The following is a 23,842-nucleotide window of genomic DNA, read 5'->3' as shown; positions in this document are numbered from 1 at the left end:
AAGGGTCGTGTATGAGATCATGGATCAACCTAATCACCAAATTAAAAAGGGTCTTCTTCTATTCGTCTTACTCTTAGGCTCATTTCTTTCAGTCTTGAATCAGACGATATTAAACGTTGCTTTACCAGATTTGATGAAGCAATTTGAGGTTTCTGCCACAACCGTTCAATGGCTTTCAACTGGCTTTATGCTGGTGAATGGTATTTTAATTCCAGTGACTGCCTTTTTAATGAAACGATTTACCACTCGGCAACTCTTTATCAGTTCAATGCTTTTGTTGTTGGTAGGTACTTTCATTAATGCCATTGCCCCTAGCTTCGCATTTTTATTAATTGGTCGAATGATTCAAGCTGCCGGAGCCGGTATTATTATGCCCCTATTAATGATGGTCGTACTTGTGGTGTTTCCTGTAGAAAACCGTGGAACGGCAATGGGAACGCTCGGACTTGTGATGATTTTTGCACCAGCGATTGGTCCGACCTTGGCCGGATTCATTATTGAACATTTTTCATGGCGATGGTTATTTATCGGCATGTTCCCGCTTGTCGCCATCGTAATCGCTTTAGCCGCTAAATTTCTAGTAAATGTATCGGAAACATCCAAACCCAAGCTCGATATTAACAGCATTATTCTGTCCACTGCAGGGTTTGGCGCGTTACTTTATGGATTCAGCATTGCAGGTGACAAAGGCTGGGGAAGCGCTTGGGTGCTGATCTGCTTAGCTGTCGGTGTTCTTTTTCTACTACTCTTCTGCTGGCGTCAGCTAACGTCGAAGGATCCTTTGTTAAATCTTCAAGTCTTCAGCGATAGAATGTTCACGATGACAACCATCGTTAATGTTTTGGTGACAATGGTCATGTATGCGGATATGATTTTACTGCCTATCTATCTGCAATCAAGCAGAGGATATACAGTCCTTGAAACGGGCTTACTGTTACTGCCGGGTGCATTAATAAATGCTTTCATGTCACCTGTATCGGGTCGCTTATTCGATAAATTTGGCGTAAAACCGCTGGCGATTATTGGTCTGGTCTTTATTATCGTTGCATCATGGGAAGTTACAGATTTAAGTGAAACCACTAGTTATAGCTATTTGATGATTCGAACCATCATCTTACGAATTGGGATGTCTTTCATCACAATGCCTATTACGACTGCCGGATTGAATGCTCTTCCTAAACACCTGCATTCTCACGGTTCAGCTGTATCTAACACCGTCCGCCAAGTAGCAGGTTCGATTGGGATTGCACTAGTGGTAACCATTATGACATCCCGAACGAAAAGCTATGCCGCAGAGTTAATTCATTCTGGCAATGTGCAGTCCAAATCCCAGCTAATAATAGAATCTTCGATACTCGGCACAAGTGATGCATACATTTTTACCGTCGTTTTAGTGATTATTGCGTTCCTTGTGAATTTATTTATGCCTAAAAAGAGTGTATCGAAGCAAGAGAAGATCATAGAAGAGCGGGAGCACCATACGAACTCAGCTGTAGAAAGTTGACTATAAAACTGAATAATTGTGAAATTATAACCCGGATAAAGCTAATTAAGTTCCGAGGAATATCAATTAATATCCAGAAAATGTTGTAAATTCCGAAAAATGAGTAATAAGTGGTCGGAATTATGTCATAATGGGAACGAATTCCGATGTAATGTCAGTTTTTATATTTATGAAGACCAAAACCCTCTGCGAATACCTGCAAAATGGTCTTCATCGAGGTGATGAAGACCAAATCCCTGATTCGAAGCCAGCAAAAATGTCTTCATAAAGCGAATGAAGACCAAAATTCCGAATAAATTCCGTGTAAGCGGTCTTCATCAAAGATGCATTAATAAGAAATTGAGCACGGCTTACTGAAACCAGTAACTAAACCTTCTTCAATAGTTTGGGTAATAAATTTGAAATGACCGTCAGTGGTTCGCTTGAATTTTGGGTTAAACAAAGCATAATCGCACCTTCAATAGAAGCATTCATCATGACAGCAATGGAATTAGCTGTTTCTTTCGAAAACCCGTCTGCTGCCAACTTAGCAGAATAAATCCGCTGCATCTTTATGTAAAGATCCGAACAGGTATGTCGGACTTGATCACTTAACGATTCCATCTCGCTAACGATACTGCTAATTGTACAACTGGTAATCGTACCTTCCCGTTCAAAGATACCTATTACTTTTTCAATCATCTTCTTTGTCGCCTCTTCAGTAGTTGGATATCGGTTAAAAATATCCTCTATATCCGAAGTAATTGCTTCACTCATTGACTGAAGGCAAGCAATAAGTGCTTCTTCTTTTCCATTAGGAAAGTGATGATAAAATGACCCCTTAGAAATGTTACATACTTTTAATATTTCGTTTAACCCTACACCCTTATATCCTTTTTGTTGGAAAAGGGTGGTTGTGATGTCGATTATCAATGATTTTGTGTCCATCTCTTTAGTAACCCCCTTCAAACCAACCGGTCTTTCCATTACTCTATCAAAAAGACTTTCCCAATTTCAAGATTTTTCAATAAGTTAATAACCAAATGGGGTTCAAATTGAGTTTAAAAAGAAAGAACTGGCTCAAAAGTCATATTCAACGACCTTTTTAGCCAGCCTCTTTATAGAAATAATAAAGCCAATCAGCGATTTATTCGCAATAATAATGCCAAATTCCTTTCCTCATTTCCTTATTAATTTTCCCCTGAAATTCGAGATAATCTAAATAACCAATAACTTCAGACATAATAATGAAAAACTGCTTTTCAACCTATTCTTTATATAGGAATTGGGCAATTCCACTTGCGGTTGATTTTCCGGATTTAATAGTGTTTTGGTATTTGTTAGCTTTTTCATCAATTTCTTTTATTCTTTCTTTTAATAAATCAGCAGGATTTTCTATGATATTACCGTGGCCGGAAAAAATGAGCTCTACGTTCAATGATAAACATTTTTCTAATGACAGCTTTTGTTGCACTAAGGATTTTGTACGGACTCCATTAAAATCTGGCTCAACGAAGGCATTACTTGGAATATTTTCAATGACTAAATCGCCTGAAAATAACCACTTACACTCTTTGTTATAAAATGCGACCTGGTCTGGAGAATGACCTGGAATTTCCAAAAGATCAAATCCCCAAAATGGGTGATCGTTCATATCTTGGATTTCACAATGGATCTTTTTATCCTCATCTAGAATAATTGGATTACGTAAATCAGTTACATGTTTTTCCCCATTTTCACCACATCCCATTTCTTGGTATAGCTTTCTAAAAAACTCTACCCTCATTTTTATATATTCTGTGTCTCTTTTCAGTACAAGGATGGCGTAAGGGTGGGCATATACGGGAATGGAATGAGTGGATAAAATTCGGTTAACTAAGCCTATGTGGTCTGTATGATGATGAGTTAGATAAATTCCTGTAAGATCAGTAAGTGTGTAGTCATATTTCTTTAAGGTCTTTTGTAAGGCATTCCAGCAATCATCCGTGTTCAATCCAGCATCAATTAACGTTAAGGAATTCTTATGTTTAACTAAGAAAAAGTTAAAACTTTTCAATTTGTTAGAGGCCGGAACGATAACAGGATATACTTCCATATTATTTTTTTTAAACAACAAATGTCCCCCCTAAAATAGAATAAAAACAACTTAGCCCGCGTCTTTCCAGAAGAAGTGGGCTAAGTTGTTGCTTACAATCGAAATTTATACTGGGAAACCAGTTTTGACATCTTGCCCTTGTGTTGATTGAACCTTGGCTGGTGCTGTTTCTTTGAAGAAGAATGAGAATAGTAATGCCAAGACAGCGGCACCAGCAGCTACGAATAATGGTGTTTGAATACCAAACATATCTGCTAAAGCACCATTCACCATTGGATTTAGGAATCCACCGATTAACTCACCGATTCCGATAGTTAAACCGATGGCAAGACCTGAGTATTGTAAAGGAACAGACTCAACTGGAATAACGGACATTGACATACCAATGACACCTGAACCAGCCGAACCAATGAATAAAAGGAGCATCATTAATGGAATTGAATCCACGAAAACGATAGCTAGTGGGATAAGAATTAACAACAAGCCAGAAACTAAAGAAGCTGGTTTACGTCCAGTACGCTCTGAAATTGTTGGGATTAAGAAACCGAAGATTGCATATCCAACCCCGAATGATGCCATTACGAAACTCATAGTTGTATCAGATAACCCTTTTGCTTGTACTAAATACGTTGGCCCAAAAATTTGGAATGCCATAAGCGTTGTCATAACTAAGCTGAAAACAACAATTGATAACCAAATATTACGGTGCTTAAGAACATCTTTTACTTTAACTTTTTCAGTCGATTTAATAGCATGCATAGCATGGAATTTCGCTTGATCTGGGTTCTTAACTGATTTGAAGATGACAAAGCTTAAAATAATCCCCGGAATAATCGTTAAATAAAATGCAGTATGCCAGTCAAAATTTGTTGCTAATGCCACGATTACTACAGGCGCTAAAATACTACCGAATAAAGCGTTACTTGTGTTCATTGTGAAACCTAAGTTAAATCCCTTTCGACGCTCCGACGATTCCATTGCTAAAATTGATTGGGTTTGCGGAATCAGTGGACCTTCTACAATCCCCATTAATAGACGTAGGACGAATAACATGGCAAATGATTGTGCTAAACCGTGCATTAATGAAACAACCGAGAATGCGAATACTAAAATGGCTAACATTGATTTCTTACTCTTCACTTTATCTGAAATAAATCCACCTAATGGACCAGAAACTGACCAAGTTAACGCAAGAGCTGCTCCCAGTAAACCTAATTGCGTGTAGTTTAGTCCTAAATCTACTGATATCATTGGAAATAGGTAGTTAATTGCTAAACGGTCAAAGAATACGAATCCGATCGTAAAGAAGACGATTACCACTAACTTATTTTCATACGTCCAAAACTTTTTCTTTTCCATAAAATAAAACACCTTCCTTAAATACTTATATTTTTATCGACTATAAAATCAAATTCGGAATATTAAGAATATTATCTGCGGTTTTTTTCATGATGTAGAAGTTTTTTTGAAGGCTAAAATTATAATATGGAAGTGATTAATCGCAATGTCTATGATTCCTATTGCGATAATCACTTCCGTGGTTAAACCAGTATTCCTTACTTTGAACTTAAAAAATTAGCTGTAAGTGTGTAAATGTCTTTATATTCATCAAGATGCGTAAATTTACCTAAGAAGCCATGAGTAGCACCTTCATACCGTTTTGTTTCTACATGAACACCACATTTTTTTAACTTCTCCGCAAATAGTTCTCCTTCGTCTCGCATGGGATCATATTCGGATGTGATGACAAGTGCTGATGGAAGGCTTTTTAAATTTTCCTCTCGAATGGGTGACACAAGCGGATTATCCGTATCGACATTCCCTATTAAATAGAAGGAGTTATATTCAGCTAATTGATCGCTTTCAACGAAATATCCCTTCCCATTTTCAACTAATGATGGATAGCGAAATTCACTTACATCAAGGTCTAGGGATGGATAATATAGTACTTGTTTCGTAACGGTAAATTCCTTTTTGTCACGGGCCATTAATGAGACAGCAGCAACTAAGTTACCACCCGCACTATCACCTGCAAGAGCGAGATTCTTGCCATCCCATTTCAATTCATCCTTATTTTCAGCTGCCCATTTTGTTACGTTATAGCAATCTTCTAATGGTGCTGGAAATGGGTGTTCAGGAGCAAGACGGTAACCAACAGATATGACTTTATAACCGGATTCCTTGCAAATCGGGCGAACGATTTCATCATGACTTTCTAAATTTCCAGAGAAGAAGGCTCCCCCATGAAAATACATGAGAAGTGGATAAGCTTCTGCTTCCTCCGGCGTATAAATTCGAACTTCTATATCTGCTTCAGCAGTCGGGATAGTTCTTTCTTCAACAGAATAAACTTGCACACGTTTTTCAACAGGTAAAATGGGTGCATCGAACATTTTTCTATGTTCTTCCGGAATGATTTTCGGTTTAGTATCAAATTGTGGTATGGAATCCAATATCTTTTTAATCTCGGGATGTACAGGCATCTGCGATAACCTCCTTATTTCAATTTGTCCCTAATTTGACTAAATAAGGGACAAATATTCCAATGTTAGCTAATACTCAGAAATCTATTTTAATAATTTGGTAAATCCTATTTGGTTTTCTTTTATATCACTTTACTCATGAGTCTTTTCAAGAAATTCCTTTTCAGGGAAAGCAGTTTCTTCCTTATCACTATGGAACTGGCGAGATAGATTTTGAAATAAAGTTCCGATTGGTTTTCTTAGAGACTCATATTTTTGTAAAGCTTCTTCAACGCTATCGGCTTCAAGTAAACATTCTGCCAATACCCCTGCGTCTTGGATGGCCATATTTGCACCTTGACCTTGGTTATGAAGCATCGAATGTGCGGCATCCCCAAGCAGTGCGATACAACTATTCGTCCACTGTTCGACTGGGTCGATATCGTATAGTGACCGAACATCAAAGTGATTTATATTTTCTGCAATCTTCTGAAGGCCAGGGTGGAAATGCTTTAATTGGTTGAGCATGTCTTCTTTCGGTACGTTCGGTCTGCCTGATCTGTCTTCGTGTGGGACGGTAATATCAACCGAAACTTGTTTCCGATATTTTAACGGCAGTAAATAATAATTGATTTTATCATCACAGAAAATTCTCAATGTGTTCTCAGAAGCTAAACCATATGTTTCATCCTCATTCACAAGAGCTCGGTAAGCATGGTAACCGTGGAAAACCGGCTCAGCTTGACTGAAAAATAGAGAACGAGTTAAGGATCGAATACCGTCTGCAGCAATAACCAAATCGGCTTCCACTTTGACACCGTTATCAAACTCAATTTCTGCATAATCTTCATAGCGAACGATATTTTTACATTTGTGGTTTAAATGGATGAACTCAGAAGGTATTGCATTAATTAACGTGTCCAGACAGTCTGCGCGATGGATTAATCTCGCCCATTTTTCTTCCGGGTCATCTGTTAACGCAGGCCATTTTTCCTCAAGTAATACCTCTCCTTGAACTGAAAGGATTTCCATTAACACGCTTTTATGGGTTACCCTTTCAATTTCCTCTAGAAGCCCCCATTTCTTGAAATAACGGATGGATGGCGGACGCAAACCGATGCCTGCTCCTACCTCTTTTATTGCTGATGCTTGCTCATAGACATCAACATTAAATCCCGCATGACGTAAAGCTACCGCTGCTGATGCCCCGCCAATTCCACTACCGATAATAGCAATTCTTAACTCTGTCTTTGATTTCATAAATATTTCCCCTCCTAAGCTATTAATTTTATTTATTTACTGATAAAAAAAGCTTCCGAATATACAGTTTTCCTATTATTTAAGGAAACCCTTCAACAGCATTGTTAATAAAGGTAGATTTAATCGCTTTCATATTTTAATAACAAAGACAAGTCTCAACGATTCGCCGTGAAAGAGAACTTATACTCATCGGCTCTATGGACAGCCCTTCTCCAGCCTATGAGGCGATTATTACGCGTGTATAACTTCGTCTCTATTACAAGAACAGGATCCCCGTTTTTGATACCTAAAAGCTCAGCCTCCTCACGGTTTGCACCTGACGCATAGATCTGGTGATCGCCTCGAGAAATAACAATGCCTTGTTCGCTTCCAAGGAGAAGGAAGACACTGTCGACCCTCTCTAGTTCCCGTTTATTCGGTTGGAAATCCTCCGAAACGGATAGATAGGACTGCGCCCATACAAGTGGTTTCTCTGCAAGCAGAATTAAACGTGATATTTTTAAGACATGATCACCCGGCTTAAGACCAAGAATTGCGCAAAGATTCTCTGTTGGTAACACACGGTCTGTGTCTACTATTTTCGACGTGCAATCTAACCCTTGATCTCGAAGGAAGCCAACTAGTCCTCCTAACTCTAACCCTGGGGGCCTTACAGGGAGTTCCTGAACGGGGAAGGTACCCTTCGCACGCTCTCGATAAACGTACCCCTCGTCGGCAAGCTCCTTCAGAGCCTGGCGAACAGGTGCCCGACTCACATGGAAGCGCTGGACAAGCTCCTGTTCCGTGCTGAAGGGTCGACCATTCTCGCCATCAGCGGTCTGTAACTCCTCAATCAAGATAGCCTTGATTTGTTTATAAAGAGGTACTGAGGAGCTGCGATCAATTTTTGGCCTTTAGGTGTACCCCATCATTGTTGTACCCCGATTGTCTCTGATTCCTTGTCTACCTGTTTAAGCGGAGCAGCAGTACGTTCCTGCAGATATTCAAACGTAACGCCAGGTGCAAGTTCTAGCACGACAAGGCCAGCATCTATCACATCTATCACTGCGAGGTCAGTATAGATTCGATCTACGCAGCGGGGCGCAGTCAGTGGGTACGAACATTCCTCAACGATTTTCGGTGTTCCCTTACTCGTATGCTGCATGCAGAGGAAGACACGCTTGCTACTAGCCGTTAAGTCCATCGCACCGCCAACACGTCCAAGAGGTGAGTTCGGGAGTTTCCAGCTTGCAAGATCCCCATACTGTGAAACCTGGAAAGCCCCAAGAATAGTTGCATCAAGATGGCCACCACGAATCATGGCAAATGAATCTGCTTGTGAAAAGAAACAACCACCTGGCTCGATTGTAATAGGTTCTTTTCCAGCATTCACAAGATCCGGATCTTCTTCACCCTGTGCTGGTTTTGGCCCTAGTCCAAGTAAACCGTTTTCGCTATGGAGAATAATCTCTCTACCTTCAGGAATGTAATCCGCTACAAGTGTTGGTAAACCAATACCAAGGTTGACGAACCAACCATCTTTAAGATCGTGCGCAACACGAGCTGCCAATTCACGTTTTGACCAGCCAATCGCTTGATCTTTACTCATTTACTAACACCTTCCCTTCTTGCCCCTGCTCTACTAGGACTAAACGATGTACGTAAATGCTTGGAGTGACAATGTTTTCTGGATCAAGCTCGCCGACTTCTACGATTTGACTTACTTCGGCAATCGTCACAGTAGCCGCTGTAGCCATTACTGGGTTAAAGTTACGCTGTGTTTTGCGGTAAACAATATTCCCCCAACGGTCTGCCCGATGTCCTTTAATAAATGCATAATCGCCTGTAATAGCCTGTTCTAACACGTGAACGCGTCCATTGAACTCTCGCGTTTCTTTCCCTTCGCCAAGCTCCGTGCCAACAGCTGTCGGTGTATAAAAAGCTGGAACACCCGCTCCGCCTGCACGTATACGCTCCGCTAATGTACCTTGAGGAGAGATTTCTAGCTCAATCGTACCTTTTTGGAGCCGCTCAATTAAATCATTTTCGTGTGGACCAACTGGGAAAGAGCAGATGATTTTTTTTACTTGGTCGTTACTAATCAAAGCTGCTACACCATCACTAACGGCGCCAATATTGTTCGATACAACCGTTAGTTCCTTCGCGCCTTGTTCTACAAGGGCCGCAACGAGATGTGACGGTAATCCGCTTCCCCCAAATCCGCCAACAAGTAACGTTGCCCCGTCCTTCATGTCAGCAACGGCTTGTGCAGCACTTTCAAGCTTCTTTTGGATCATGTAGAGTCTCCTCCTTTCATATATTGCGAGTTTTGATCAATTCTTCTTTATAGCCATGTATTGTTACAAAAAATGCACAAGGTAAATGGCGGGGATCGCCTGTATAACCAATTTCCTCAGCAACCCTTCCAAATGGTCCATACAGTTCATGTTGTTCGGCAGCAAGTTCATTTGTTATATGGCGCTGCACAACATCACGTAATTTGGCATCCCTTTCAAGACTTGCTTGTAACACAGATGCTACTTGCTCGCCTTCAATTTGTGCACTTTGCATCTCGCCATTGCTATTGCGGAATGGGTGACCTAAGTACAATCGTTTAGGACGAACTTCTTCTAATAAACGTCGCACACTTTTACGATATAATACTGGGTTTTCAATCGTTGGTAAGCCACCTGCGCCACCATACATTTGAACAGCATCCGCTGCAAATGCAAAGTCTAATCCCTCCAAAACAAATGTAACAGAACCGATTGAATGGCCTGGAGTTTCAATTACTTTAAGTGTAATATCTCCTCCTAGATTGATAGAATCACCTTCAACCACCTCCATGTCCGGTTCAATATTGCCCCCAATATCTGTTGTTAACATGGTAATATGTTTTTCTTGTATTGCTGGATCGGTAATGTATTTACCTTGTAATGCTTTATAATCAGCAATATGTTCATTGCGATCACGCAATAGTCGAGCTTCTTTTTTAGGAATGACCACTTTTGCACGGCGACCTGTTTTTTCCCATACTTCAAAAGCACCACCGAGATGATCGACATGACCATGCGTCAGTAAAATCCAACGAATATCTTCTATTCGGATACCGTGTTCAACTAAGGTTGGCTCTATGTCTTGCCTTGCTGAGATATTCACACCCGTATCAATGATTGCCGGTTCTGGGGCATCTACATAATAGGCAAATGCAGAAATGGGACCAAATCTACATTCAATTGGTATAACACGTACTGAATTTATCATCTTGTTCATTCCTCTGCTCTAATTTTAAACACAACGCTTTCGCGAGGAGCGGTCTATCGGACATTTTCACCGGTTTGGGGTCCGTGTTTTGTCCAATAGGAGCGGTCTATCGGACATTTCCATCGGTTTTGCCTCCCGTTTTGTCCGATAGGAGCATTCTATTGGACAATTTCATCGGTTTGGGCCCGCGTTTTGTCCAATAGGAGCGGCCTTATCGGCTGTGGCTGCCCTTTTAACAGGAGATACCGCCAATTCAGGGTGTAATTTATTCTGCCATTTCCTTGTTATTTATTTGTAACGTCAAATTCTTTCGGAATGACTGGTAATACTAAACGGGATTGGTGTTTTGCATCACGATAGATTTTGTGTGTTGTTGCACGTCCGCTTGGTAAGTGATAGCTATCTGGCGGTAATAATTTTGCATCTTCTCCATCAAGTGGTTCGTTACATGCAAGTTCTAATTCTATTGCGTTTCCTGGTTTAATTAAGAATGAGAATGGATATAAGCGAATGGCGTACTCGTTAATTTCACCAGGTGTTACTGGTACCACACGGTTGTGTGGGTGCCATGGCTCACCGTATGTTGATTTTTCTTCATTTAATTCACGATGGGATGCTTTTAAATAACCTGATGTTATTAATGTACGTTTGCCGCTTGGGTCTACATCATAAAGCTTAGCAATGAAGTTTGTATCATCGGTATCGATTTCTGCATGAATATATAACGCTCCTGTACCTGTCATCTCTACAGGCTCTAGAAATTTATCACTAGTCCATTTAATCTTTTCTGATGTGGTCGTTACGGTTAATGGCGCTTGATAGAATCCATCTGGATGTGCATATTCAGATGTTAACGGCTCTTTCTTCTCACTCATTTTGTGGCGAGGACGCAAGTAGAACTCTTTCTTTACTTCATATGGCAATGGCCAGTGATCTTCTTTTCGCCATTTGTAAGAACCTTCTACAGAAAACTGCACGGTTGGTTCATCCATAATGCCATTATCGATTCCTTTTAACCAGTAATCATACCAGCGGAACATTTCATCATGACTTTCATGGAATGGACGCTCTAACATTGGTGGCAGCGCTTGGATATCCAGCTTTTTAATGCCTGATACTTTATGGAAGCATTCAATTGTGCCTTCAACGTTCCAACCTCGGCCCCATTTTGCTTGGAAGTATGTTGGGATGGTAACCTTATGGGCCACTTCTATAGCGCTTTTTTCTTGCCAGAATGGGCCATCAAGTGGATTTAATAAGTAATCCATCCATAATTCGTGACGGTCTTGATAATGTAAAAGGTGAACAAAATCTGACCAATGTGCGATATCTGGATCGTTTAAGCGTTCTAGAGTTTTTTCTTTAATCTGTTCTGGTGTGAATACTTTCGAGGTCTTACTTGCTACGTTATTGAAGGCGTTACCGCTATCACCACCGCGTCCTTCACGAGAAGCACGTGGCATTAACCACATAATCCCACCGTGATAACAAAGTTCATAAAGATCGAAGTGACCACCGTTCGCAAAAATTGCCTTTAAGTGTGGCGGCTGCTCCGCTGCACCTAAAATTTGTACTGATGCAAAGTAAGAAATGCCAATCATCCCGATGTTGCCATCGCACCAATCTTGCTCTGCCAACCACTCAACGATGTCATAGATATCATTACCGTCGCCATGACCACCTGAATTGTAGTTACCGCACATTTCACCTTCAGAACCACCTGTACCACGAACGTCAGCGATTATATGTGCATAACCTCGTGATACTACTTCACGAATATCACCTGCTTCAATCGCTCCGTTCCACAGATGACTTGGGCGTGCCTGTGGAGGTAGTGTTAATGCTTGTGCTTGCAGTTCCTTCCCATACGGACTAAGGGCGAGTAGCGCTGGCACTTTGTCTACTCCATCAGGAAGGTAGATATCTGCAGCGATATGCACTCCATCACGCATGGGAATCCCTACGTTCTTTTTGATTATCATTTCAATTCGCTCCTCTTCTCAGTCCATCTAAGTATGTTTTGAATCCGACGGATTTTTCATCATTCATTCCATCGGCCTATGTCCCTATAAAAAGAAGATCAACGTTAAGTTCTGTCTACAGAGAGGCTATTAAGGACAGTTTGCTAGATTTTCGACCCTGTTTTGTCCTCAATAGCGCCTATTAAGGACAGTCCGCTAGATTTTCTACCCCGTTTTGTCCTCAACAGCGCCTATTAAGGACAGTCCGCTAGATTTTCAACTCCGTTTTGTCCTCAACAGCGCCTATTAAGGACAATTTGCTAGATTTTCGACCCTGTTTTGTCCTCAACAGCGCCTATTAAGGACAGTCCGCTAGATTTTCAACCCCATTTTGTCCTCAACAGCGCCTATTAAGGACAGTCCGCTAGATTTTTAACTCCATTTTGTCCTCAACAGCGCCTATTAAGGACAGTCCGCTAGATTTTCAACCCCATTTTGTCCTCAACAACGCCTATTAAGGGCCGTTTGCTAGATTTTCGATCCCTATTCATTGTTTGGTGTTCTTAATGTGCCGCTTACATAAACGTAGGTTCATTTAAGCTTCGACAGGTGTAAAGCAAGGTATAAAAGGCCCTGGATTATCCTGATCGCCGCTTTGCTTGAATACCACTTTTACTCTTTGATTGATGTGCACCGTATCTAAATCGCAATCGACGATATTAGTCATCATTTTCGGACCTTCATCAAGCGTAACGAAGGCGATAGCATATGGAACACCTCGCCGCATCACACTATATGTGTAAATACTGCCAGTGCCTATCGCTTCTATCCATGAATTCTTATCACTCATACAAAACGGGCATAGCACACGTGGATAAGAATGATATTCTCCGCAAGAATCACAATGTTTAACAAGTAGCTTTCCTTCTGCCGCGGCATCCCAATACTCCTTATGTTCTGGCTGAACTTCAGGAATGGTCATTGTTCTGGATTGATATATCGTTCCCATTATTTACACCCTCTCCAAGATCAATGTTGCACTGCCATGACGACTTGCCAGCCCGCCGCCAGTACCATGAACTAATGCAAGATCGCAATTGTTTACTTGCACCTTTGGATGGGCCTCTCCACGCAGTTGGCGTACAGCCTCGATTACTTTAATAATGCCTCCTCGACTCGCTGGGTGATTATTATTTAATCCGCCGCCATCAGTATTGATTGGAAGTTTCCCAACACCTGAAATCAGGTTCCCATCTGCAACAAACTTACCGCCTTCGCCCTTTTTACAGAAACCTAAATCCTCTAGCTGCATCAACACAGTGATTGTGAAGCTATCATAAATTGACGCATACTTAATATCTTGAGGCGTAACACCGGCTTCCTCGAAGGCTGTTGCCCCTGACCATACTGCGCCACTATAAGTAAGATCGACTTTACCACCCATTAATCCTTTAGCTGATTCCCCAGCTCCCATCACTCGGACAAGTGGGCGTTTTAGACTCTGGGCAATTTCAGGACTAACCACTACTAAAGCACCACCGCCATCACTTACGACACAGCAATCTAATCGATGCAATGGATCCGCAATCATGGGAGATGAAAGCACATCCTCTACTGTTACTACATCACGCAGCATCGCGTTTGGATTGTATTGTGCATGATGTGAAGCCGCGACTTTAACCCATGCTAACTGTTCACTCGTAGTGCCAAATTCATACATATGGCGCATCGCAGCCATCGCGTATTCATTTACAGCAGTTGGCCCAAAAGGAAGTTCAAACGGTGTATCCGGAACATTCGCAGCAACTACCTTTTGTTTAACACCACTTCTGCCTTCTGAGCGTGGGCGGCCTCCCATTGTGATTAGCGCCACATTACATTTCCCCGCCGCTATTGCCTGAGCGGCATGTGAAAAGTGAGCAATGTAAGAAGAGCCACCTGTATCTGTACCATCTACATGTCGTACATTTAGCCCTAAATAATCGACCATCGATAGGACTCCGCCTGGAGCATCTCCAGCACAGAAGTAGCCATCTACATCTTTAAATGTAAGTCCGGCATCTGCCAATGCACCTTTAGCACATTCCGCATGTATAGCTGCAACCGATTTATCCGGGGCCTTACGTGATGGATGCTCGAACGCCCCTGCAATATAAGCCATTCCTTTAATACTCATTTTCGTAATCCCCTCGCAAATATTGTTCAACCATTTTTGAAATCACATCATGTCACTATTCACGGAACTAAGTTATTACTTTTAAAAGAGGATTGGCTTCTGGAATCAGATGCCGACCGACACGGCGCTTCTAATTCCTTTTTAGTAACGCTTCCGTTTTTTCAAATGATTCGAATGAACGAGGTTCTTGCATAGTTAAGATCTTCGCAGGATTGTGTACTAAAAGTTGTTCAAAAACTTCCTCACCAACACCCGCTTTACGAAGATCCGGTAAGAATTCTTCAAACAGGTAATTTACTGAATGTCCTTTTAATCCTGGCCAGCCAAGAGCACAGCAGTTAGCATCTGCTGAAATAAGCGCACGGTCAACATAACCTTTAGCAAGGAAACGAAGGAAATGTTCAACACGATCTTGACGAGGACGTGACCAATATGGAGCACCTTCCATCTCACTGTCATAGCCAATTGTATCGAAACCAACCCATCCACCTAGATTTGCAATCAAATTGTCACGTTCTTCATCAAGATATCCGCCATCATCAGCATGACCCATAAGCACGCGATCAAGTGGTAAGCCTTCTTCATCAAAGATGGCTATGGCCGTTTCAGCATCAACGCATAAATGAGTAATAATAGGAGCACCTGTTTTTAACGCTGCTCGGGCAGCTGCACGATAAATACGTTTATCAAGTTCGCTTAGTTTACCGCCGCGACTTACACCTACTTTGATCGCACCTGCTTTTGCGCCCGTACCGTCAATACCAACCATAATTTCATGGATGAATAAATCCGTAAGATACTCGACTGATTGGTTACGGAAATATGGCAGCGCTGAGTCTCCTGCTACAAATCCTGTTACAGCAACAATATTTACACCCGTTCTACGTGAAAGCACTTGAAAGTATTCGACATCACGTCCATTTCCGATTCCTGTACAGTCAACGAATGTTTTACCTCCGTGTTCACGGAAACGACGTAACTTTTGAATTGTAACGTCAAACGCTTCTTCAGGTTTTTTCCACCATTGCGTGTCTAAGTCACACCCTGGTAGACCGAACCCAATATGCTCATGCATGGCTGTAATCCCTAAATCTTCTGTTGCAATTGGACCAAGAACTGTATTTACCTTACCCATTTATTTATTCACTCCTCACCTTTAGTTTTGCTCTGCTGCCACAACAGATTCCTTTTCTGCAGCTGCTAAAAGCTGGGCAGTAAGTACACGTTGTGGGTTTTCCTCTAAAAGAACACGAACCTGTTCGTCCGTCACACCGGCTTTACGTAATATTGGTACGAATTTTGTCAGTAAGTAATCGAATCCAAGATCTTTTGCCTCATGACCCTTTGCAACACCCACCGCATTCGTTGAAATCAATACACGGTCACCAAGACCCTCTGCAAATAACACTGCAACTAATTGAGCACGATCCACGTCACTAACGTAACCTTCGTGCGTTGTCCAGCCAACATGATCCAAAGCAATATAAGCACCGCGACGTGCAACAGCGAATGCTTCTTTACGTTTTGCTGCATCCAGACGGTCAAGGCCTCCGATGATGACACGGTTTGGTTCAATGCCTTCACCTAATAAAATTTCTAGATCATTAACAGCATCTGTTCCGTATTGTACAGATACAGGTACTCCCGTTGCGCGAGCTGCCTGCGCAGAACCACGGAAAAGACTCGTCTCTTTTTCCGAAATACCACTTTGACTTGCAATTGACGTCACTAATCCTGCAAGTCCTGAACGTTCAATACGTGGTACAACGATTCCTTCTGTCACCTCTTTTACGAACAAATCAGCAAATTGTTCTGCAGACCATGGTGTAGGCGGATTTTTTTGTGGTGTAAGAAAGTAACCGCTTAACATCGGCTCAGGCCCTAAACCCGTTGACGCTACGATATGGACACCTGTTGTTTTGGAAAGTGTTTCGTAAAGCTTGACATCACGACCGTGAAACATACCGCTGCGGTCAACAATTGTTTTTCCTCCAACTCTACGAAACTCAGTAAGCTTACGCTTTAATTCCTCAAATATCTTACTTCTGTCCATCTCAATTTCTGGTGCAAACTGTGCACCAGGCACTACAGATAATAGTGATTCATGAATGAGCACAATCCCTAGTTGTTGAGTCGGCACTAGTCCAAGAACTGTACGAACAGCACCTGAATTTTTCGTTTCTAAATTATCTAGCATTATAAAACCTCCTATCATTTAATAGTTCCTCACCTTAAGAGGTGTCGAAGACGATGATTGAGTTGTAAAGAGAATGTTTGTACAGACCAGTCGGTCTAGATAATAAGAAAGATTTTTATAACAGACCAGTCGGTTTAATCCAACGAAAAAAAAATCTGCTTGCTTGGGTAAATATCATTATCCTTCCCAAAATGCTATCTTAGGGTTGTAATCGCTTTCTATTCCATAAATAGTGACATGGATCACTATTTATTGATTTTATATTATAATATTGTTATACCAAAGTCAAACATTTTTCTAATAATTCTAAATTGGATAATTATTGCCCTTGTTCGACTGTAGGATTTACAGATATGGTAAAATAGGGATTAAGGTCTCTAGGAGGTTCAATATGGAAGTCATTAAAAAAGGAACAACCATCCAATCGTTAGAAATAGGGATGGGGATTATAGAAGCAATAGCCAAACAGGGCAGGCCACTTAAGTTTTCCGATATTCAAGAATTAACACAGATTACAAAAAGTAATCTTTATAAATATTTAAATACCTTCACACAATTAGGCATCCTTTATCGTACCAAGGATACGGGAGAATATATATTAGGAAGCAAGTTGATTGAATATGGAATGGCTGCTGTAGATCAAGAAAATGTGATTGACCGGGTCTCACCTTTTTTGCATGAAATTAACGAAAAGAGTTCGAGTACCGTCCTATTTGCCAGCTGGACCTCTAATGGTCCAATGGTTGTAAAAGAGTTGAACAACAATCGCGGGATTAATATTGGCGCTCAAATAGGAACCTTTCTTCCTATTCGTTCTGCAACAGGAAAAGTGTTTATGGCCTTCATGGACGAGCATCTAATTCGCGAATGGAAGGCAAAGGAATTTACTCAAATTCCGCAAGATAAGGTTTCTCAGCTTGAAGATGAATGCAAAATCATTCAAGAGAAAGAAATTTCCTTTGCACGGGAGCCACTGGTATCTTCTGTGTCATCGGTATCTATCCCAGTATTAAACTATAAGAAAAAACTTCTTGGAACCATAACGGTTGTCGGCTTTTCTGAGTTTATCCCTTTCGATGAAAATAATGAACTATCTCAATATTTAATCCGAATCAGCAAAGAAATTTCAGGTACTTTCGGCTATTAATCGCATATGAAATAAGGACGAATAGTACTTAGAAGCGGGGGATTTCCCCCGCTTAAAATGCCCAATATCATCATCCTTTAACGGCATGTAAAACTGGTCTGCGAATCACTAAAACATCGCATTTAGCTGACCGAACGATTGCTTCAGATACGGAACCAGTTAAGAATCGTTCCACCGCATTTAGCCCCGTAGCACCACACATAATTAAATCAGCTTTGGCTATGTTAGCCATCTCACCAGTAATCATAATTTTCGGGGAACCGTATTTGATTACTACCTTTACATTTTTAACCCCTTCAGCTTCAGCCTGTGATTTGTAGCCATTTAACAGTTCCTCTGCTGACTTCTGTGCATGCTCAACAACTGAGCGATCAAAAGCTTCAAATGAACGAGTATTGATTACATTTACTATTGTTAATAAAGAATTTTTATTACGTTTTGCAACATTGATTGATTTGTGAAATGCAAATTCAGCTTCTTTGGAACCATCTACCGCTACTAAAATACTTTTATAATGATCCATCTGCCACATCTCCTACTAACATTTGTTTTGCCTTTAGATTAATGGGAACTTGGCTTTTTCATGAATAAAGACAGTACAACATTCACCACCGCTAATACTAAACCGATAGTAAAGACTAGTGATGACCCAGCTGCGGTTGCTTGTGGCAAGTCATTGGCAGTAGTTGCTAGGTAACTATTTTGTTTAGCTGATAAAAGCGAAACAATTACGGCAATTCCAATGGCGCCAGCTACTTGTTGGATCGTTTGAGTGATAGCTATTCCATCTGGATAGTACTGTTTTGGAAGAGAATTTAACGTGTTTGTTTGCACAGATGCAAGCACTGCCCCTATCCCTAACATCATGACAATATGTGTGACCACAATCATCCATAAAGCCGTGTCCGTACCAAATTGTGAATAAAATACATAACCAATTGCTACTAAAATAGTTCCAGGTGTAATAACCGCTTTCGGCCCATATTTATCAAATAAACGACCAATGGTTGGAGCTAATATACAGTTAAGCAAGCTTCCTGGCAGAAGGACGAGACCTGTTGTAAATGCAGCTATTAATAGAGACATTTGCATGTACATTGGTAAAATAACAAGCATGGACAACATATTAAAAAACGTGATAAAACTTGAGATAACGCCAATAACGAAAAGCGGGGTTTTAAATGCTCTTAGATTCAGCATTGGCATCTCCATTTTCGTTTGACGAATGGCAAAAAGAATAAGTGCTGCAAATCCAATGATGATGGATCCAAGAACTGATGCGCTTGTCCAACCGGCATCCCCCGATACACTAAATCCGTAAACGACCCCACCGAATCCGATTGTCGAAAGAATAACCGATACTGCATCAATCGAAACCTTGCGAACCTCATTCACATTCGGTAAATACTTAATCCCAAAAAATAGAGAAAATAGTAAGAAAGGTACTGTAACCCAGAAAATCCAATGCCATGATAATGTATCTAAAATAAGTCCCGCAATGGTAGGGCCTAATGCTGGGCCAGCTAGCATAACTAAGCCCATAACTCCCATCGCAGCGCCTCGTTTATTTGGCGGGAAGATGGTGAAGATAACATTTTGCGTTAAAGGTAAAGCAATGGCTAATCCCGCCGCTTGGATTACACGTGCCACCAATAAAAGACTAAAGACAGGTGCAACTGCGGCTATTAAGGTTCCGATTAGGGATAGTGATATAGAAGTCAAAAACATTTGTCTTGTTGTAAACTTCTGCATCAATATGCCGGTTACCGGCACTAAAATACCTAACGTTAAGAAATAGCCAGTTGCTAACCAACCGATCGTCGTTGCACTAACGCTAAATATTTGACTTAAATCTCCTAAGGCAATATTTAATGCCGTTTCACTAAACAGTCCGACAAATCCTGCTACAAAAAGCGCAGCCATGATTGGGCCTGTTTTGAATTGTTGAGTCTGTACTGTATTACTTTGTTGATTCTGACTTATGTTAAGTTGCTTCCGTGCTGTATTATTCACTTATTTAAAACTCCTTCAATTAAAATTTCGTGTACCCTTTGTTTCTTTCCTGCTGAAATAGATATGTCATAATTTCGATTATCAGCAATAATCCAATCCGTAGTACACCCCCAGATACAAACGATTTGTTAACTATATCAAAAATTTTTTCAAAATGTCAACTTAGTTGACATTATTTTTTCATTGAGGTATTATTAACTTAGTTGGTGAGATATATGGGGAGTGAACAAATGTTTACTATTGGAGATTTGGTCATCTATTCCGCACATGGTATTTGCAAAATTGACGATATTTGTGAGAAAACTATTTCAGGTATTACAAGAACTTATTATGTATTACATCCTATGGATAATAATCATCAATTAACCATAAGTACTCCTGTAAATAATGATAAAGTGGTCATGCTTGAACTGATCCAACAAGAAGAGACCAATGAAATCCTTGAATCTTTCAAAAATCCAGGGATAAAATGGGTTGATAATCCTAATATACGTTTCAAGTTATTTTCCGATATTATAAACACCGGTGATCGGAAAGACATTGCTATGGTGGTAAATACGCTGATGCAGAAAAAAGTTGAAGCTGAACTTCATGGAAAAAAACTCTACGAACAAGACCGTAAACTATTGAATAATACACAAAATATCCTATTTAAAGAATTAGCTATATCATTGGAGACTACTTTTGAAGAAATAAATGAAATGGTAATAAGGTTTATAAAGGAAATGAAATAAGATTGACGATCTGAATATAAAGAAAAACCCACGCTTCGTCATTTAAATGAACAAAGCGTGGGTTTTTAGTTTCTTTTCGTAGCTGTAAATTTTATATGTCCCAATCTAACTTTAATAGGTCTTTAAGAATATGTACTTGCTCCGCGCCTATTTTTTCAGCAATCTTTTCCTCTAGTTGGGCTTTGAGTGCCCCGTTTTTTTCGTAGCATTCTTCACCTAAGGCTGTTAACCGGATACATTTTTCCTTCTTGTTGTTTTCTACATTTTTGACTTCAACTAATCCCTTATCAGAAAGATTTTTGATAAACTTATGGATCGCCTGACGAGAAATTTCTACATTTTTTGTCACATACGAAATGCTAGGCTGTTTTTTATAAATCCTAGCCATGATATACCATTCAGAATTTGAAATATAAATCTCACTTTGATTGTTCCATGCTTTCTCTGAGATTTTTCGAACCAAACTATGACGCTCACTTAATAGGTCGATAAGATCCAAATTTTGCAATTCAGAGTTTGAAATCAAACGATTCACTCCAATCATCATCTTCGCCACCTACTATACAAAATCCGGTATTGGTTGTCAATTTGGTTGACTAGCTATACTTGTCTATTCCATTACGGTACTTTTGCCACACTCCCATTTTTTTTCATAGAAAAAGGCGCCCTTCACAGGACGCCCGACTATGCCTATTCCTTCATTGCTGCCACTTTCTCTTTCACTTCTTCAATATTTTTCATCTTGTTATCCCAGCACTTTTGACTTAAGTCAAGCGGATAGTCCTCTGGATTCATAATCCGCTTATACTCGTCCCATAATGCATCAAGGTTTTGCTTTAGGTACTCACGAGATTCTTCAAGGCAAGGAATTTCATAAACAAGCTCACCATTAGTAAAAATATCTTCATGAAGCTCTTTTGCTGTAAAGTTTGTAACCACCTTATTAATATACGTATGGGTTGGATGGAACATCCGGAGCCGCTTTTCAGGAAGCTTCTCATCCTCCATCGTGATATAATCCCCTTCAGCATGGTGGTTCGTATTATTGATAATCCGGTAAACCTTTTTCATCCCTGGTGTCGTCACTTTATCGGGGTTAGAGGAAATCTTAATCGTATCCTCCATATTACCGTTCTCATCTTCTATCGAGACAATTTTATAAACAGCGCCGAGCGCCGCTTGATCGTAGGCAGTAATCAGCTTTGTGCCGATTCCCCAGCTATCGATTTTAGCACCCTGAGCTTTTAAGTTGATAATCGTATGCTCATCCAAATCGCTTGATGCGTAAATTTTTGCTTTGGTAAATCCTGCTTCATCCAACAGTTTCCGTGCTTCTTTAGATAGGTATGCAAGGTCACCGCTGTCTAAGCGGATCCCGATAAAATTAATCTTGTCCCCTAGCTCTTTTGCCACTTTAATAGCATTTGGTACACCGAGACGAAGGGTATCATACGTATCTACTAAAAAGACACAGTCCTTATGTGATTCTGCATATTTCGTGAACGCGGTATATTCATCCTTATAGGCTTGAACCATAGAATGGGCATGAGTGCCCGCAACAGGAATACCAAATAGCTTCCCGGCTCTTACATTGCTGGTCGCTTCAAAGCCGGCAAGGTAGGCAGATCTTGTTCCCCAAATGGCTGCGTCCATTTCCTGCGCTCGTCTTGTCCCAAATTCCATCGCGACTTCATTGCCGACGACTTGCTTGATTCTTGAAGCCTTCGTGGCAATCAATGTTTGGTAATTCACAATATTAAGCAAAGCAGTTTCAATTATTTGTGCTTCACCAAGTGGTGCTTCGACACGTAAAATCGGCTCATTGCCATAAACAAGTTCGCCCTCTTTCATCGAACGAATGGAACCAGTGAAACGCATATTTTTTAGATATTCAAGAAAATCGTCCTTGTATCCTACTTCATTTTTCAAATACTCTATGTCTTCTTCGCTAAAACGGAAGCCCTGAGTATATTGAATAATTTTCTCTAGTCCTGCGAAAACAGCATAACCGTTCCCGAAAGGAAGCTTGCGGAAAAATAGTTCGAAGACCGCACGTTTATTATGTATCCCATCTCTCCAATACGTCTCGGCCATATTAATCTGGTATAGATCAGTATGCAGAGCTAAACTATCATCATGATAAATGTGTTTCATAATTCGACCTCCGAAATACTATTACAGCTTTTCACCATTATAACCCATAATACCGTAAATGGAAACTTGCGGACTGACAAGTCATATAGGATGAAGACAGCTATTAGATTAAAAAGTCTATTTAACCGTTGCACCAAGCGATTGTTCAAAATGTCCAAGCGCCCATTCGTGTCCTGCCAGATTGAAAGATGCTACGGCATCTTTGTAAACAACAATTTTAAATCCCTTATTATAGGCATCAACAGCCGTATGAAGAACACAAATATCCGTACAAACGCCCACCAGGTGAACCTCTGTAATACCGCGCTCACGTAATTTGATTTCAAGATCCGTTCCGGCAAATGCTGAGTATCTTGTTTTATCCATATAAGCAACATTTTCAAGTTGTTTATTCTCTTCATATACTTCCTGAAGTACCCCATACAGGTCTCGACCGGCGGTACCGCGTAAATTATGCGGCGGGAACAGCTTCGTCTCCGGATGGTATTCGTCTCCTTGATCATGAACGTCAATCGCAAAAACAACGTAGTCGCCATTTGCGATAAATTCCTTCGTCAATTCAACAATCTTCCCTTCAATCGCCTGCCCAGGCTCTCCACAGGTTAACGCCCCTGCATCTGCCACAAAATCATAGGTGTAATCGATATTAATGAATGCCTTCATCTTCCATCGCCCCTTTTAACTGTCTTGACTAATGTCTTGAATCCATTATACACAGATTTATAAACAGTTGTAACATCTTAAATTGGTTCTGTTACTATTTTAAGTGCAGTTATGAGAATTCATAGGCGGAGAATTTCCGGTTAATGTATATAAAGGAAGCTTAAGATGCAGATATAAGCGGAGATATTCCGATTAATTGCTCTAAATAAGACAAAATCCAACGATTTGGATAATATTAAAGTTAGTCTAAAAAG

The 23,842-nt window shown here is 40.5% G+C and carries 22 protein-coding genes; 3 read left to right on the top strand and 19 right to left on the bottom strand.

The features are described from left to right. Nucleotides 1–19: 19 nt before the first annotated feature. Entirely contained in the window at nt 20–1,504 is a 1,485-nt protein-coding gene (locus tag BABA_RS13975) for a DHA2 family efflux MFS transporter permease subunit (protein WP_040346470.1), read from the top strand. A 366-nt stretch (nt 1,505–1,870) separates the two neighbouring features. Here BABA_RS13975 and BABA_RS13970 read toward each other — a convergent pair whose 3' ends face one another. The 14 genes from BABA_RS13970 to BABA_RS13905 form a co-directional block, all read right to left on the bottom strand. Next, complete coding sequence (locus BABA_RS13970) at nt 1,871–2,431, bottom strand: TetR/AcrR family transcriptional regulator (RefSeq protein WP_007085846.1); 561 nt, start codon at nt 2,429–2,431, stop codon at nt 1,871–1,873. A 319-nt stretch (nt 2,432–2,750) separates the two neighbouring features. Continuing rightward, nucleotides 2,751–3,596 carry an MBL fold metallo-hydrolase gene (locus tag BABA_RS13965; protein ID WP_007085845.1) on the bottom strand — a complete coding sequence of 282 codons (846 nt, stop codon included), beginning with the start codon at nt 3,594–3,596 and terminating at the stop codon, nt 2,751–2,753. An 87-nt stretch (nt 3,597–3,683) separates the two neighbouring features. Then, nucleotides 3,684–4,937 carry an MFS transporter gene (locus tag BABA_RS13960; RefSeq protein ID WP_007085844.1) on the bottom strand — a complete coding sequence of 418 codons (1,254 nt, stop codon included), beginning with the start codon at nt 4,935–4,937 and terminating at the stop codon, nt 3,684–3,686. A 197-nt stretch (nt 4,938–5,134) separates the two neighbouring features. After that, nucleotides 5,135–6,061 carry an alpha/beta hydrolase gene (locus tag BABA_RS13955; RefSeq protein ID WP_007085843.1) on the bottom strand — a complete coding sequence of 309 codons (927 nt, stop codon included), beginning with the start codon at nt 6,059–6,061 and terminating at the stop codon, nt 5,135–5,137. Between the two features lie 132 nt (nt 6,062–6,193). Further along, nucleotides 6,194–7,300, bottom strand: coding sequence for an FAD-dependent oxidoreductase (locus BABA_RS13950; protein ID WP_007085842.1), 1,107 nt, complete (start codon nt 7,298–7,300; stop codon nt 6,194–6,196). Nucleotides 7,301–7,455: 155 nt separating this feature from the next. Continuing rightward, the gene (locus tag BABA_RS13945; protein WP_268870159.1) at nt 7,456–8,148 is read right to left on the bottom strand and encodes a GntR family transcriptional regulator; all 693 of its coding nucleotides are present in this window, start codon (nt 8,146–8,148) and stop codon (nt 7,456–7,458) included. Nucleotides 8,149–8,207: 59 nt separating this feature from the next. Then, nucleotides 8,208–8,888: a 3-oxoacid CoA-transferase subunit B gene (locus BABA_RS13940; RefSeq protein ID WP_007085840.1), complete on the bottom strand. Its 681-nt coding sequence runs from the start codon at nt 8,886–8,888 to the stop codon at nt 8,208–8,210. Further along, nucleotides 8,881–9,576, bottom strand: a complete 696-nt coding sequence (locus tag BABA_RS13935) for a 3-oxoacid CoA-transferase subunit A (protein ID WP_007085839.1) — start codon at nt 9,574–9,576, stop codon at nt 8,881–8,883. The genes BABA_RS13940 and BABA_RS13935 overlap by 8 nt, the downstream gene beginning before the upstream one ends. A 16-nt stretch (nt 9,577–9,592) precedes the next feature. After that, on the bottom strand, nt 9,593–10,543 hold the full coding sequence (locus BABA_RS13930; RefSeq protein WP_007085838.1) for an MBL fold metallo-hydrolase: 951 nt from the start codon (nt 10,541–10,543) through the stop codon (nt 9,593–9,595). A 284-nt stretch (nt 10,544–10,827) separates the two neighbouring features. Then, the gene (locus tag BABA_RS13925; RefSeq protein WP_007085837.1) at nt 10,828–12,525 is read right to left on the bottom strand and encodes a CocE/NonD family hydrolase; all 1,698 of its coding nucleotides are present in this window, start codon (nt 12,523–12,525) and stop codon (nt 10,828–10,830) included. 574 nt (nt 12,526–13,099) lie between these two features. Beyond that, on the bottom strand, nt 13,100–13,513 hold the full coding sequence (locus tag BABA_RS13920; protein WP_007085836.1) for a Zn-ribbon domain-containing OB-fold protein: 414 nt from the start codon (nt 13,511–13,513) through the stop codon (nt 13,100–13,102). Nucleotides 13,514–13,516: 3 nt separating this feature from the next. After that, a complete protein-coding gene (locus tag BABA_RS13915; RefSeq protein WP_007085835.1) occupies nt 13,517–14,680 on the bottom strand; it encodes a thiolase domain-containing protein in 1,164 nt (387 codons plus the stop codon). Nucleotides 14,681–14,810: 130 nt separating this feature from the next. Beyond that, entirely contained in the window at nt 14,811–15,815 is a 1,005-nt protein-coding gene (locus tag BABA_RS13910) for a phosphotriesterase family protein (RefSeq protein ID WP_007085834.1), read from the bottom strand. Nucleotides 15,816–15,836: 21 nt separating this feature from the next. Continuing rightward, complete coding sequence (locus BABA_RS13905) at nt 15,837–16,877, bottom strand: phosphotriesterase family protein (RefSeq protein ID WP_007085833.1); 1,041 nt, start codon at nt 16,875–16,877, stop codon at nt 15,837–15,839. A 391-nt stretch (nt 16,878–17,268) separates the two neighbouring features. On the opposite strand from BABA_RS13905, the gene BABA_RS13900 reads away from it, so the two are divergent. Further along, nucleotides 17,269–18,024 (top strand): IclR family transcriptional regulator, encoded by a 756-nt coding sequence (locus BABA_RS13900; protein ID WP_007085832.1) that lies wholly within the window; start codon nt 17,269–17,271, stop codon nt 18,022–18,024. A gap of 70 nt (nt 18,025–18,094) precedes the next feature. Here BABA_RS13900 and BABA_RS13895 read toward each other — a convergent pair whose 3' ends face one another. Both BABA_RS13895 and BABA_RS13890 read right to left on the bottom strand, forming a co-directional pair. Continuing rightward, on the bottom strand, nt 18,095–18,547 hold the full coding sequence (locus tag BABA_RS13895) for a universal stress protein (RefSeq protein ID WP_007085831.1): 453 nt from the start codon (nt 18,545–18,547) through the stop codon (nt 18,095–18,097). Nucleotides 18,548–18,585: 38 nt separating this feature from the next. Next, a complete protein-coding gene (locus tag BABA_RS13890) occupies nt 18,586–19,947 on the bottom strand; it encodes a DHA2 family efflux MFS transporter permease subunit (RefSeq protein WP_051186053.1) in 1,362 nt (453 codons plus the stop codon). Between the two features lie 320 nt (nt 19,948–20,267). On the opposite strand from BABA_RS13890, the gene BABA_RS13885 reads away from it, so the two are divergent. Further along, the gene (locus tag BABA_RS13885; RefSeq protein WP_007085829.1) at nt 20,268–20,771 is read left to right on the top strand and encodes a CarD family transcriptional regulator; all 504 of its coding nucleotides are present in this window, start codon (nt 20,268–20,270) and stop codon (nt 20,769–20,771) included. Between the two features lie 91 nt (nt 20,772–20,862). Here the strand turns inward: BABA_RS13885 and BABA_RS13880 are convergent, their stop codons facing one another. From BABA_RS13880 to BABA_RS13870, 3 genes are all read right to left on the bottom strand, one after another. Continuing rightward, on the bottom strand, nt 20,863–21,315 hold the full coding sequence (locus tag BABA_RS13880; protein WP_007085828.1) for a MarR family winged helix-turn-helix transcriptional regulator: 453 nt from the start codon (nt 21,313–21,315) through the stop codon (nt 20,863–20,865). A gap of 146 nt (nt 21,316–21,461) precedes the next feature. After that, nucleotides 21,462–22,925, bottom strand: a complete 1,464-nt coding sequence (locus BABA_RS13875) for a nicotinate phosphoribosyltransferase (protein ID WP_007085827.1) — start codon at nt 22,923–22,925, stop codon at nt 21,462–21,464. Nucleotides 22,926–23,042: 117 nt separating this feature from the next. After that, nucleotides 23,043–23,588: a cysteine hydrolase family protein gene (locus BABA_RS13870; protein WP_007085826.1), complete on the bottom strand. Its 546-nt coding sequence runs from the start codon at nt 23,586–23,588 to the stop codon at nt 23,043–23,045. Nucleotides 23,589–23,842: the final 254 nt, after the last annotated feature.

The organism is Neobacillus bataviensis LMG 21833, assembly GCF_000307875.1.
GTDB lineage: Bacteria > Bacillota > Bacilli > Bacillales > Cytobacillaceae > Neobacillus > Neobacillus bataviensis.
This window is presented reverse-complemented; position numbering and strand designations above follow the sequence as displayed.